9 protein-coding genes are annotated in these 13,865 nt (G+C 68.6%); 5 read left to right on the plus strand and 4 right to left on the minus strand.

Annotated elements, in window-relative coordinates:
• Position 1 precedes the first annotated feature (1 nt).
• On the minus strand, positions 2-928 hold the full coding sequence (locus tag G3I56_RS24895) for a sugar ABC transporter permease (protein WP_164412560.1): 927 nt from the start codon (positions 926-928) through the stop codon (positions 2-4).
• Positions 929-1,229: 301 nt separating this feature from the next.
• Here G3I56_RS24895 and G3I56_RS24900 point away from each other — a divergent pair, with 301 nt between their 5' ends.
• From G3I56_RS24900 to G3I56_RS24915, 4 genes are all read left to right on the plus strand, one after another.
• Entirely contained in the window at positions 1,230-2,219 is a 990-nt protein-coding gene (locus G3I56_RS24900) for a LacI family DNA-binding transcriptional regulator (protein WP_164412657.1), read from the plus strand.
• 199 nt (positions 2,220-2,418) lie between these two features.
• Positions 2,419-3,759, plus strand: a complete 1,341-nt coding sequence (locus tag G3I56_RS24905) for an endo-1,4-beta-xylanase (protein WP_239135081.1) — start codon at positions 2,419-2,421, stop codon at positions 3,757-3,759.
• A 399-nt stretch (positions 3,760-4,158) separates the two neighbouring features.
• Positions 4,159-4,917, plus strand: a complete 759-nt coding sequence (locus G3I56_RS24910; RefSeq protein ID WP_164412562.1) for an IclR family transcriptional regulator — start codon at positions 4,159-4,161, stop codon at positions 4,915-4,917.
• A 147-nt stretch (positions 4,918-5,064) separates the two neighbouring features.
• Positions 5,065-6,216 (plus strand): PP2C family protein-serine/threonine phosphatase, encoded by a 1,152-nt coding sequence (locus G3I56_RS24915; RefSeq protein WP_164412563.1) that lies wholly within the window; start codon positions 5,065-5,067, stop codon positions 6,214-6,216.
• Here G3I56_RS24915 and G3I56_RS24920 read toward each other — a convergent pair.
• The 3 genes from G3I56_RS24920 to G3I56_RS24930 form a co-directional block, all read right to left on the minus strand.
• Positions 6,188-7,645, minus strand: a complete 1,458-nt coding sequence (locus G3I56_RS24920) for a family 43 glycosylhydrolase (protein WP_164412659.1) — start codon at positions 7,643-7,645, stop codon at positions 6,188-6,190. The two genes, G3I56_RS24915 and G3I56_RS24920, sit on opposite strands and share 29 nt — an antisense overlap.
• A 69-nt stretch (positions 7,646-7,714) precedes the next feature.
• Complete coding sequence (locus tag G3I56_RS24925; RefSeq protein ID WP_164412564.1) at positions 7,715-11,014, minus strand: discoidin domain-containing protein; 3,300 nt, start codon at positions 11,012-11,014, stop codon at positions 7,715-7,717.
• A 174-nt stretch (positions 11,015-11,188) separates the two neighbouring features.
• Complete coding sequence (locus G3I56_RS24930; RefSeq protein WP_164412565.1) at positions 11,189-12,217, minus strand: LacI family DNA-binding transcriptional regulator; 1,029 nt, start codon at positions 12,215-12,217, stop codon at positions 11,189-11,191.
• Positions 12,218-12,455: 238 nt separating this feature from the next.
• On the opposite strand from G3I56_RS24930, the gene G3I56_RS24935 reads away from it, so the two are divergent.
• Positions 12,456-13,793 carry a sugar ABC transporter substrate-binding protein gene (locus G3I56_RS24935; RefSeq protein WP_164412567.1) on the plus strand — a complete coding sequence of 446 codons (1,338 nt, stop codon included), beginning with the start codon at positions 12,456-12,458 and terminating at the stop codon, positions 13,791-13,793.
• Positions 13,794-13,865: the final 72 nt, after the last annotated feature.

Raw genomic sequence — 13,865 nt, forward strand, 5'->3', positions numbered from 1 at the left:
TTCACGCTCCCTTGCGCATGCCGCGGAGCTGCACGACATAGGCGATGACCATGGTGATCAGCCCCATGATGATGGCGACCGCCGCGGAGTAGTTGTGCTGCTGGCCGTTGAAGGACAGCGAGTACGTGTAGAAGTTCGGGGTGAAGTCGGTCGTGATGGCGTTGCGCGCGATCAGCCGCAGGACGGCCGGCTCGTTGAAGAGCTGGAAGCTGCCGATGATCGAGAAGATCGTCGCGATGACGAGAGCGCCGCGGATCGCGGGGAGCTTGATGGCGGTGATGACGCGGAACTGCCCGGCGCCGTCGATCTCCGCGGCCTCGTAGAGCGAGAGTGGGATGACGCGTAGCGCGGAGTAGAAGATCAGCATGTTGTAGCCGATGAACTCCCAGGTGACGATGTTGCCGATCGACGCCAGGACCAGGTCGCTGGAGAGCGGGTCCGGCAGTGTCACGTCGAACGCGCTGTTGATGTCACCCACCAGCCCGTACTTGGTGCCGTACATGAAGCCCCACATCAGGGTGGCGACCACGGAGGGCACCGCGTACGGCAGGAAGATCGCGATGCGGAAGAAGTCCTTGCCGAACAGACGGCCGCTGTCCAGGGCGAGGGCGATCAGCAGGGCGATGCCCAGCATGATCGGCACCTGGACGACCAGGAACAGCGACACCCGTATCAGGGAGTCCCAGAAGTGGTCGTCCTCCAGAGCCTGCTTGTAGTTGTCCAGGCCGACGAAACTGGTGCCGCCGATCAGCTGGTCCCTGAAGAGGCTCAGATAGATCGAGTACCCGATGGGTGCCAGGAAGACGAGGGCGAACACCGCCACGAACGGGCCTATGAACCCCCATCCCGTCCAGGAGCGGCGGTCCTTCTTCGCCGCGGACCGGGCCGGGGCGCGCTTCGCGGCCACCGGCGGTTCTAGGGTCGTCATTGTCTTGCCTCGCTCGTCCGTCTCGGAACCGACGCTGGTCCGCCGCCGCCCCGATGTTTACGTAAACATCTCTGTCCGCGAGACCCCCACGAGAGGTCCACCGGCTGTTATGTTTACGTAAACATCTGATGGCGGCATGTCTACACCGCTCCCCCGATGCTGGTCAAGGGTCGTCGGGCGCAACTGTGGACCGAGGAGCGAGGATTGACAGGTGGACACTGCTGACGGCACCTCGGCCGAGCCGGCGCGGGCGCGCGCACGCACCAGGAAGCGGACGGCCCGCCGCACCCAGAGCGCCTCCATGGCGGACGTCGCCAGGGTCGCCGGAGTGTCCTCGCAGACCGTCTCCCGGGTGTCGAACGGTTTCCCCGGCGTCAACGAGGAGACGCGGCGGCAGGTCCTCGCGGCCATGAAGGAGCTGGGCTACCGGCCCAACAGCGCCGCCCGGGCCCTCAAGCGCGGCGAGTTCCGCACCATCGGCGTCATCACCTTCGGCCTGTCCACCACCGGTAACGTGCGCACGCTCGAGGCGATCGCCACCTCGGCGGCGCACGAGGGCTACTCGGTCACCCTGCTGCCGGTCGCCGTGCCGACACAGGACGAGGTGCGCGGAGCCTTCTCGCGGCTCGGTGAGCTCGCCGTCGACGCGGTCATTGTCATCCTCGAAGTGCACCTCCTCGACGCGTCGACCCTCTCTATGCCGCCGCACGTCCAGGTGGTCGTGGCCGACTCCGACGCGGGCGACCGCTACAACGTGGTCGACACCGACCAGGCGGGCGGCACCCGGACCGCCGTACGTCATCTCCTGGACCTCGGGCACCGCACGGTCTGGCACCTGGCGGGCCCCGAGGGCTCGTACGCGGCGCAGCGCCGCACCGACGCCTGGCGCGCCGAACTCCTCGCGGCCGACCGGATCGCGCCGCCCCTGGTGCGCGGCGACTGGTCGGCGGAGTCCGGCTACCACGCCGGTCTGCGGATCGCCGCGCTGCCGGACTGCACGGCGGTGTTCGTGGCCAACGACCAGATGGCGCTGGGGCTGCTGCGGGCCCTGCACGAGAGCGGGCGCAGGGTGCCCGAGGACGTCAGCGTGATCGGGTTCGACGACATCCCGGAGGCGAGCTCGTTCCTGCCGCCGCTGACCACCGTCCACCAGGACTTCGCCGAGGTGGGGCGGCTGTGCGTGGAGGGCGTGCTGCGGCAGATGCGGCAGGACGCCACGGAGCACGGCACGACACTGGTGCCGACGCGGCTGGTCGTGCGGAACAGTACGGCGCCGCCGCGTTCGCGGTGAGAGGGACTTGTTCCCCGCGCTTCGAAACATTCGAGCTTTTCGAAGTTTCGGCATTCTTGAGCCATCCCTGATTTCCTGACGCGCGGGCTGTTGACGGCCCCATGCCTCGCCTTTACGTTCTGCGGGACATTCGGAAACCATTCCGAAACTTTCGGGACCGGAATGGTTGTCGGAAGAAGGGAATGCCATGGATACCCGCATGTCCATCGCCCCTCGCGCTCGTGGGGCACTCACCCTGGGTCTGGCGGTCCTGCTCGCCACCGCCGGCGTCACCGCCCTCTCGGGGACCGCCCGGGCCGCGAGCACGCTGGGTGCTGCAGCGGCGGAGAAGGGCCGCTACTTCGGGACCGCCGTCGCCGCGAACCACCTGGGTGAATCCGCGTACGCGACCACATTCGACACCGAGTTCAACTCGGTCACCCCCGAGAACGAGATGAAGTGGGACGCCACCGAGAGCACCCGGGGCTCTTTCACCTTCACCGCCGCCGACCAGATCGTCAGCCACGCGCAGAGCCGGGGCATGAAGGTCCGCGGACACACCCTCGTCTGGCACTCCCAGCTGCCCGGCTGGGTGGGGGGACTCGCCGCCGCCGACCTGAGAACCGCGATGAACAACCACATCACGCAGGTGATGACGCACTACAAAGGCAAGATCCATTCCTGGGACGTCGTCAACGAGGCGTACCAGGACGGCAACAGCGGTGCCCGGCGCAGCTCGCCCTTCCAGGACAAGCTGGGCAACGGCTTCATCGAGGAGGCGTTCCGTACGGCCCGTTCCGTCGATCCGGCCGCCAAGCTCTGTTACAACGACTACAACACCGACGGCGTCAACGCGAAGAGCACCGCCGTATACAACCTGGTCAAGGACTTCAAGGCGCGTGGCGTACCGATCGACTGCGTCGGCTTCCAGTCCCACTTCAACAGCGCCTCCCCGGTGCCCGGCGACTACCAGGCCAACCTCCAGCGCTTCGCCGACCTCGGCGTCGACGTACAGATCACCGAGCTGGACATCGAGGGCTCGGGCTCGTCCCAGGCGACCGGCTACGGCAACGTGGTGAAGGCCTGCCTCGCCGTCTCCCGCTGTACGGGCATCACGGTCTGGGGCATCACCGACAAGTACTCGTGGCGGGCGAGCGGCACCCCGCTGCTGTTCGACGGGAACTACGGCAAGAAGGCCGCGTACACCTCCGTGCTCACCGCACTGGGCGGCACCGGCTCGGGCGGTGGTGGCAGCGTCGGCTGCACGGTGACGTACACCAAGGCGGAGGAGTGGGGCGACCGCTTCAACGGCAAGGTGACCGTGACCGCGGGCAGCTCGGCGATCAGTACGTGGACGACCACCGTCACCGTGACCTCCCCGCAGAAGATCTCCACGACCTGGAACGGCACGCCCACCTGGGACAGCGGTGGCAACGTCATGACGATGAGGCCGAACGGCAACGGCAGCCTCGCGGCGGGCGGGTCGACGAGTTTCGGGTTCACGGTGATGACGAACGGGAACACCACGGCGCCGAAGTTGGGGGGTTGCACGGCGTCCTGAAGTCAGGTCCGCGCACTCGTGCCGGCTGGTGGGCACCTTCCGGCGCGGGTGTCCACCAGCCAGGCCGGCCGGATCACCGGGCTGCCCTGATCTTTGATCCGGCTCGCGGAGTGGGCGGGGGCGTGCCGGGTGGCGCGTGACCAGCAGCAGCGGGAGCCGCCTACCGAGCAGCCTGACCGCTCCCGCTGCCGGGCGACGATCAAGGACAGGGGTGGGCCGACCCCGTGACGGAGGGATGGGCAGTGGAGGCGGCCCGTCGGCCGGACCAGCGGCCGAGCCGGTTCGCGCGGGGCCTTGTCCGCGAGGGGGTGGTGATCGGCGGCTGCCGGATCCCCCGCTAGGCCCCGCCCCCGCCCCGCACGCCTTGCCCGTGCTGGGCGCCGGGCGCACGCTGGTCGTATGGCTGCGCACGACGGCCCCACGCTCATCACCTCCGTCCAGCGGGCCTTCCGCCTCATGGAGGCGGTGAGCGCGCACGCGAACGGGGCGCCGGCCAAACAGCTGGCACGTGAGACGGGGCTGCCCCTGGCCACCGCCTACCACCTGCTGCGCACGCTGGTCCACGACGGCTACCTGCGGAAACTGGCCGACGGCGGGTTCATCTTGGGGGACAAGGTGCGGTCGTTGCAGGTCACGGGAGGCGGACAGGAATTGCTCAGCCGCGTCCGTCCCACGCTCGCCGCGCTGCGCGACGAACTGGCGACCGCCGCCTACCTCACCTTCTACGAGGAGGGCGAGATCCGGGTCGCCGAGATCGTCGACGGCCCCCGGGCGCCCCGTGTCGACCTCTGGGTGGGGTTCGAGGACGCGGGACACGCCACCGCGCTGGGCAAGTCCGTGCTGCGCGAGATGGACGAGGACGCCCGCAAGGACTACCTCTCCCGTCACCACCTCAACGACCTCACCCCGAGGACGATCACCAGCCGGCTGGAACTGCTCAGGCGAATCGATTCCTCACCCGTGGCCCCGGCTGTCACCGACCTGGAGGAGTACGCCCTCGGCACGGTCTGTGTCGCCGTCCCCGTCTACCGGGGCGACACGCTCGGCTCGCTCGGCGTCTCCATGCCGGTGGACCGGCTCTCCCGGCTGCCGGAGATCCGGGCGCGGCTGATCCCGGTCGCCGACCGTGTGACCAGGCGTCTCTCGCTCACTATCTGAAAACCCTCACCTTGTTGCCGCCCAGGCTGATCCCGTTTCCTGGATACCTGGATGAAACAGGCATTTCGGGGGCTCGCCCCGTACACAGGTGAGGACTGCGGACGGAACATGAGTCAGGCCCGACACCGAGGTGGAGACCGCTGGTCCATGCGAGCCTTCAAGAACCGCCCGCCCTTGCTTCCCGCCCTGCCCGTGCTGGTCGTCGCAGCCGTCGCCCTCGGCGACCTCGTCGGCGGAGCCGGGACGAGCTGGCTGCCGCTGCTCGCCGCCGGGCCTGCACTGGCCGCCACCACCAACGGACCACGCGGTGTCCTCTGCGTCGGCCTCCTCGCCGGGCTGCTAGGCGCCACGCTCGGTGACCAGAACGGCGTCCCGGGCCCCGAGCTGGCCGCCGTACTGTCCGCCCTCGCCGCCGTCACCCTGGCCAGCGGGCTGGCCAGCGCGCTGCGCGGGCGCCGGGAACGGGTGCTCGACGCCGTCCGCTCGGTCGCGGAGACCGCCCAGCACGCCCTGCTCAGCCCCGTACCGGCGACGGTCGGCCCCTTCCAGGTGGCCGTCCGCTACAGCGCGGCGGCGGCCGAGGCCCGGATCGGCGGTGATCTGTACGCGCTGATACCCACGCCGTACGGGGTGAGACTGATCGTCGGCGATGTGCGCGGCAAGGGGCTGCCGGCCGTCGGGACCGCCGCTCTGGTGCTCGGCGTCTTCCGGGAGGCCGCCTACGACGAGCCCGATCTCCTCGCCGTCGTCGACCGGATCGAGCGGAGTCTCGCCCGCAACCTCGGCGTGGACGACTTCGTCACCGCCGTCGTCGCCGGATACCCGAGGCCAGGCCACCTGGAGGTGGTGAACTGCGGACACGCGCCCCCGCTGCTGGTCCGCGCCTCGGGCGCCCTCGTGACCGTGGAGCCCACGCACCCGGCCCCGCCCCTCGGGCTGCGCGCCCTCACGGGCCACACTCCCGACCTCCAGGTACTGCACTTCACCGACGGCGACCAGCTTCTGCTGTACACGGACGGGGTCACCGAGGCCCGCGACCGGGGCCGTGCCTTCTATCCGCTCCACGAAGGACTGGCCCGACACGCCTGCGACGAGCCGTCCCGCACGCTGGACGCGCTCCACGAGGAATTGCTGGCCCATGTGGGCGGCCGGCTCCACGACGACGCGGCACTGCTCCTCATCCGCAAACCGACGGTCCGGGAAGTGGTGGTTCCCGAACCGTCGGTGTGCGGACCGACAATCACTGCGACGGCGGCTTCCGAAGCCGCCGTTACTCGCCAGAAGGCGCGGTCAGCGTGACCCCGAGCGCGACCGGCGTACCGAAGTTCGGTGTGCCGTCCGCGTTCCAGGTGAACTTCTGTGCCCTGGTGGTGCGGTTCATGTCGCAGCCCCCGGAGGTGGAGTTGTTGGCGTGGTAGACGATCCAGTCCTCGGTCCCGTCAGGTGACTTGAAGAACCCGTTGTGGCCGGGGCCGTACACGCCGTTGGCGTTGGACCGCTGGAACACCGGGTTGGGCGACTTGACCCAGGAGGCGGAGCTGAGCGGGTCGCCGGTGCCGTTGTACGTCAGCATCCCCAGCTTGTAGTCGGGAGTGGAGCAGTGGCTGGCCGAGTAGACGATGAACGTCCTGCCGCCCCGCTGGAGCACCTCGGCGCCCTCGTTGACCGCACCGCCGACCGTCTCCCAGCTGAGCGTCGGGGTGGACAGCACCCGGCGGGTGCCGCTCGCCGTCCAGGGGTTGGACAGCGGCCGGATGAACATGGGCTGCGAGCCGTTGTAGAAGGTGCCCAGGAGGTAGAGCTGGCCGTTCAACTGGAGGATGCCCGGGTCGAGTTCCCAGGTGTTGTCCTGGGTCGGGTCGAGCAGGTCGGCCTTGAAGCTGTAGGGGCCCATCGGGTCCAGGCCCGCGCTCTCGAGCACATGGATGCGCTGGGTGCCCAGGTCGTACGGCTCCCGCCCGGCCGTGTAGTAGAAGTACCACCGCTTCCCGTTCGGGCCGTCGAGCAGATGGAACTCCGGGGCCCACATCGTGCCCGCCCCGTTGGGCCGGGTCAGGTTGAAGATCACCTGGTCGGTGGCCGTGGCGAGCCCGGCGAGCGTGCTCGCCCTGCGCATGGTGACCGTCGAGTTCCAGGTGGTCGTGGCGAGGTAGTAGTAGCCGTCGTAGTACGTCAGCCAGGGGTCGGGCCCGTGCTGGGACAGCGGGTTGGTGAACGTGTGCGTGCCTGTCCCGCCCCCGCTGGTGAAGCCCGGCAGCCGCCACACCCTGCCGTTCGCGGTGGCGCACGGGAGTTGCACCAGGTTGGTGTTCGAGGCCGACGAACCGCCGCTCGGTGTCACGCACTTGCCCGAACTGACGGAGACCACGTTGAACGTCCTGTCGGTGCCGGAGACCGTCACCGGAACGAGCCGCCACTGCTGGTTCGTTCCGCTGTGGCAGGGCCACTGGATGATCGCGGCGTTGTCCGCCGTCGACGCCCCGAAGACGTCGACGCACTGACCGGACTGAGTGGTGATCGTGTACATGTCGGACGTCCCGGCGACCGAGGTCCAGCCGAAGTTCTGGTTCGTGCCCGAGCTGCACGTGAAGGCGCGCAGCTGAGTCGCGTTGGTTGTCGAACTGCCGGGCAGATCAAGGCAGTTGCCGCCGTTCTGGTTCACCCCCGTGGAACTGAACGTGACGGCGGCGGACGCGGGCGGCGATGCCACCAGGAGGGCGACCACCATGGCGAGCACGGCGACGAGTACGGCCGTACATCTGGAGCGGGTGGATCGGGTCACTTGAGGCACATCCCTTCAGGGGCCGTACGCCTTGACTTCGAGGAGTCCGACGGAGCTGCTGCCGGTGGCGGTGAGCAGAACCCGTAGCCGGGTGGTGCTGGTGGCGGTGAAGGAGACGGTGTTGTACTGGTTCTTGGCCAGCGCGTAGGTGCCGGCGCCCGGCACGTCCACGTAGGCGCTGCCGTTCCAGTACTGGAGCTTCCACGCGGAGGGCATGTCGATGCCCTGGTCGTCGTCGAAGAAGTACACGTCGGCCTTGTTGAGGGTCTTCGCGGCCGGCCAGGTCAGCTCGGCCCACTGCTGGCCCGTCTCCGGCCAGGTACCCCAGCGCGGGTTCACGGTGTCGTCCGACGAGGGCGGATCGACGCCGTCGTTGACCGCGGCGACGCTCTCCCAGGCAGAGGTGTACGACGCGGACGCCGTCGCCGAAGAAGCCTGGTTGGCCGGTGGCTGCGGCGGCTGGACGCCGCCCCGGTTGAACACCTTGACCTCGGTCAGGCCCGTCTTGGCGCCGGAGGCGTTGGTGGCCAGGACGCGGATGCGCTGGGCGGTGATCGCCGGGAACTGCACGAGGTTGTAGTTGGCGCGCGGCGCGGTCGGGGTCTTGGTCTGGCCCGGCGCGTTCACCCACGAACTGCCGTTGTAGTACTGGATGTTGTAGGCGGACGGTGCCCGGTAGGTCGTACTCGCCGGGCGGCTGTCCTTGAAGTGCAGGCGCACCTCGTTCAGCGTGCGCGCGGTGCCGAGGTTCAGCTCGTACCAGTCCTGGCTGTTCGGGGAGCCGCCGGCGCCCCAGAACGGCTCGTTGGTGGGATAGCCGTCGACAGCGCCCGAGACCGCGCTGCCTGACCCGGTGTACGAGGCCGAGGCGGTCGCCCCGGAGGCCAGGTTGGTCAGGTCGGCGGTGAGGTCGACGCCCGCCTTGGAGAGCATGTCGATCATGCGCGGGCTGCTCTGGATGACCTGGTTCGGTGCCTGGAGTCCGGCGACCGCCGTGTTGTAGGTGACCGTGCCGCTCGTGGTGACGGCACCGGTGGCCGGGTCCCAGGTGAACGGCACCAGGGAGCTGACGGTGGCCGCCCGGTTGCCGTTGACGTAGATCGAGTAGCCCTCCGGGATGCCCGGGTAGCGCACCACGCCGTCGGACGGGTCGTCCCAGACGATGGACAGATCGGCGTTGCGGTAGCGGAGGTTGTTGACAGTGAAGTGGCTCCAGCCGATGTCGATCGGCGAGAGCTCCACCTTCGCGTCGCCCCGCGCCCGGAGCCCCGCGACGTCCTCGATCACCGTCCAGTTGCTGCTGCCCAGGATGTTGTGGTGGATCCAGGAACGGTAGTTGATGCTGCTGCCGTTCCAGTCCGCCCAGAACTCGTTGGCGTCCGGCCACTGGGTGTTGCCGCCGACGTACTGCGCCCAGGTGTTCCAGTACAGGAGCTTCTTGTAGTCGGTGGCGTTCATCCAGGAGTTGGGGTAGTTGCGCAGCACCGAGGAGTAGAGCCTGAACTGCACGGTGGAGTTGATGGTGGAGAAGTTGTTGGAACCCGGCTCCCCGGCGTCGGCCGCCGCCTTCTTGTCGACCTGGTTCGCCGTGTAGAAGGGGAAGATCGGGTACTGGGCCGGGTCGTCGAACAGCCGCAGGGCCTGCTTGTAGGTCGCCGTGTTGGGGACGGCGCCGACCGAGAACGGGTAGTAGTTGTTGATCTCCTTCCAGGGCACCCACTCGTTCGTCGACTTCAGCCGGTGCTCGAACAACTGCCGGTTGGGGTTCCACAGCACGTTGACGATGGCGTCCTTGATCTGCGTCGCGAGCGTCCGCATCTCGTTCGCCTTGGCCGTGTTGCCGATCGTGTCGTAGGCCTGCGCGGCGGCCAGCGCGCCGCTGTACTGGTAGGCGGACTCGGCGCGGTCCATGTTGCCGGGCTTCCAGTGGAAGGAGACCGCGTCGGCGTCGTTGCCGGTCAGCGCGCCCCAGTCGTACTCGATGAGCTTGTTGTTGTCGTGGTCGTAGTTGGCGAGCTGCCCCTTGACGTCGCCCTCCGCGTAGCGCGCCAGGTTGGCGGCGATGCCCGGCTGACCGCCGTGGAGCTGATAGCTCTTCCACGCCGCCTCGGCGATGTACTGCGTGTAGCTGTTGGACCAGTTCTCCGGGTCACCCGGGTTGTCGAGGAACCGTCCGCCCTTCGAGGTCTGGCCGACGCTCAGCCAGTCCCCGTACGCGTAGGCCGGGTTGCGCAGATACTTCAGGTCGTCGATGTGCATCGGCTGGGTCAGCGCGATGGCGTTGTTGTAGCCGAGGACGCCCTCGGTCGACGTGGGGAACTGGAAGGTCTGCCCGGGGATGTCGGCGTCCAGGTTGTTGAAGCGCATCAGCCACCAGCGGTAGTAGACGCTCTTCTTGATCGCCGGTTCGGGTACGTCGATGTAGGGCACGTTCTGCGCCCACCACAGGTTGTAGGCCCTGACGTGTGTTGCGAAGGCGGTCGCGTTCGAGTAGCCCGCGTAGGCGTTGTACTCGGTGAGCGACTGGGGGATCTCGTCGGTGACGAAGCCCATCACCACCTTGGCGGTCACTGTGGCTCCGGCCGCGATCGTCACCGAGCGGTTGAGACCGCCGCTGGTGACCGCGAATCCGTCGCCCGTGAGGCGGGGGCGAAGGGTGGTCAGGTTGTTGTAGGCGCTCGCCTGCCCGGTCAGCTCGCTGCCGGTGCCCGTGGTGGCGTACGGCGAAGTCGCCCTCAGTTGCAGGGTCGTCGATCCGCTGCCGTTGTTCTTGATCGACAGGTTGGTCACTGCCACGTTGTTCTCGGTGATGAACTTGGTCTGGTTCACCGTGACCGAGCCGCTGGTGTGCACGCTGTTCCAGTGGCTGGGCATCTGCCGGCGCTGGGAGACCTGCTCGGTGAAGGTGCCCGGACTGATCGCGACGCTGTAGGCGTTCTGGTCGTTGACGCTCTCCCAGTAGGCGACATGGCCGCCGAAACCGAGGATCGCCGGATCGTGGGTCTTCATGAAGAGCGCGCGGCCACGGCTCATCAGCCAGGGGCCGGCCGGGTCGTCGCCGGAGCGGGCCAGCAGACGGTCCATCCAGAAGTCGGTGCCGGAACTCTCCGAGTCGTAGATGGCCTTCATCATGTCGCCGGTGGTCTGGGCGACGGGCGGGGCCGGGACCGCGGGGCCGCTGAACGTCGGGAACCCGATGGTCTGCGCGGCTGCGGCCGGGGGCGCGGTGAGGACAGAGGCGAGGGTGAGCAGCAGGGCGACGAGGAGGTATCTCGTGCGCCGACGTCGTACCAGTAAGGAGTGCGGTCTTCTCATCGGAGGCTCCCTGTCCCGTTGCCTGACAGACGTGTGGTCGCGATGGCGCCGACGTTCATGATCCGAAGAGCACAGAAAACTGACCTGAAAGGTTTTCGCAACGTAGGAGCGAGCTGATGAGGTGTCAAGAGGGTTGGTTGAGGGCGGAGTTCAGCGAGTGGGTGGATCGCCCGCTCAGGACTGCGGAGCCGTCGAACCCCTGATGACCACCCGGCAGGGCAGCGACTCCGTCCCCGAGCGCCGCACCCCGCCGATCGCGCTGAACAGGGCGTGCGCCGCCGCCCGGCCGACCTCTTCGAGGTTCAGGTCGACGCTGGTCAGCGGCGGCCGGGCGCCGGAGGTCAGGACGTGCCAGTCGTCGAAGCCCATGACGGACACGTCCTCCGGCACGCGCCGGCCGCGCTCACGCAGGACGTCCATGACCCCGCGCGCGATCTGGTCGTTGCCGCACAGCACCCCGTCGACCTCCGGATGCCGGTCGAGCAGCAGCGCGGTGGCCGCCCGCCCCCAGCCCTCCGACCAGGCGCCGAACCTCGGATCCTCGACCGGGCTCAGACCGGCGTCGGCGAGCGCGCCCATGGCCCCCTCGGAGCGCTCCCGCGCCGCGAGATACCCGGGGTCGCCGGTGATGTGCGCTATCCGGGAACGGCCGCACGCCAACAGGTGTGCCACGGCGATCCGGCCGGCGTCGACGCTGTCCGGGACGATGGACAGATCGGCCGGATCGTTCGAGGGCGCGTACGCGTAGACCACCGGGACGGGGAGCTCACGGCCCAGGGAAGGACGTGGGTCGGTGCGGCTGCCCACCACGATCAGACCGTCGACCCGGCGGCCCAACAGTGCCCGGACGTGGTGCTGTTCGCGGATCGTGTCCCCGCGGGCGTCACAGAGGAACACGGCGACCTCGCCCGCCCCGAAGGCGTCCTCGGCGCCCATCAGGATCGGGATGCTGAACCTGCCCTCCAGGTCGCTGGTGAGCAGACCGACCGTGCCCGTCCGCCCGGCGAGCAGGCCGCGGGCCAGCTGGTTGGGGCGGAACGACAGCCGCTCGGCCGCGTCGACCACCCGCTGCCGGGTCTCGGCGCGCACCTGGCTCCGGCCGTTGAGGGCCTTGGACGCGGTGGCGATGGACACGCCCGCCAGGCGGGCCACGTCGCTGAGTGTCGAGGGTTGCGCACGAGAGGGGCCGGTGGCCTGTGCCATGGGATAACTCCTTCTCTCGCCCTGCGTGCGTAAACCGTACGCGAGTTGTTTCGGCCTGGGCGTGGCATGCGCGGTTTCACGGATTTCGTCAGCCATCACGTCTCGGTCGCCGACTTCCCTTCTGTGCAAGGGGATTGACGGGCCATGAGGCAAGTCCCTACTTTCAGAAAAGCTTTTCGGTGTCTTTCCGGCTCAGAACCCAGCAGAACCCAGCAGAACCCACACGAGGGGGATCGTCATGGGGAGCACGACCGGGCCACGTGGAAACAGACGTGGACGCCTCCGCAGACTTGCCGCTGGTGCCGTCGCGATTCTCGCCGCCGCGGGCCTGGTCACGGCCTGCGGCTCCGGGGACGAGGGCTCGGACGGCGGAGGAGGAGGCGGCGGCGGGGGAGCGGCCGGCGTCACGGGTAAGGACGACGGAGCCACGCTGACGATGTGGACCCGGGCGGCGACCCGGCCGCAGAGCGAGGCCCTGGTCAAGGCGTACAACGCTGGCCACAAGAACCAGATCGACCTGACCGTCATCCCCACCGACGACTACCAGGCGAAGGTCGGCGCGGCGGCCGGGTCCAAGGACCTGCCCGACCTCTTCGCCTCCGACGTGGTGTTCGTCCCGAACTACACCTCCAGCGGGCTCTTCGCCGACCTCACCGACCGTATAGACGCCCTGCCCTTCGCCGACAGCCTCGCCCAGTCGCACATCAAGGCGGGCACGTACGAGGACCGCAAATACGTGGTCCCGCACACCCTCGACCTGTCGGTCCTCTTCTACAACAAGGACCTCTACCGGAAGGCGAAGCTCGACCCGGAGAAGCCGCCCGTCACCCTCGCCGAGTGGGACCAGCAGGCACGCGCGGTGGACGCGCTCGGCGGGGGCGTCAACGGCACCTTCTTCGGCGGCAACTGCGGCGGCTGCGGTGTCTTCACCTGGTGGCCCTCCATCTGGGCCGCGGGGGAGGACGTGCTGAACAAGGACGGCACCGAGGCGACCCTGGACTCCGCCACCGCGAAGAAGGTCTACGACACCTACCGGGGCTGGGTCGACGACGACATCGTCGCCCCCGGCGCCCGCGACGAAACCGGTGCCACCTGGACCGGCGTCTTCCCGAAGGGAAAGGTCGGCGTCATGCCGATGCCCTCGACCACCCTCGGCCTGATGCCCAAGGACCTGGACCTCGGTGTCGCGCCCATCCCAGGACCCGACGGCGGCAAGTCCACGTTCGTCGGCGGCGACGCCATCGGTATCGCCGCCACCAGCAAGTCGGCCGACCAGGCCTGGAACTTCCTCGCCTGGTCCCTGGGCGACCAGGCACAGGTCGACGTGGTCGCCGCCCACAAGGACGTGGTGGCACGCACCGACCTCGCGTCCAACAAGTACTCCAAGTCGGATCCACGGCTGGTGGCCATCAACGAACTGGTGGCGGACGGCCGGACACCGTACGCGTTGAAGTTCGGCCAGACCTTCAACGACCCCAACGGCCCCTGGCTGAGCCTGATGCGCGACGCCGCCTTCGGGGACGGGTCGGACGTGGACAAGGGCAACGACGCGGTGAGTGCTTCGCTGGCGGACTGAGTGTCAGCCGCGGGTGCGTGGGGGCTGGTCGCGCAGTTCCCCGCGCCCCTGAAAGACGGGGCTGCGCCCCTG

Origin of the sequence: Streptomyces sp. SID12488, assembly GCF_010548275.1 — a bacterium.
Taxonomy (GTDB): Bacteria; Actinomycetota; Actinomycetes; order Streptomycetales; family Streptomycetaceae; genus Streptomyces.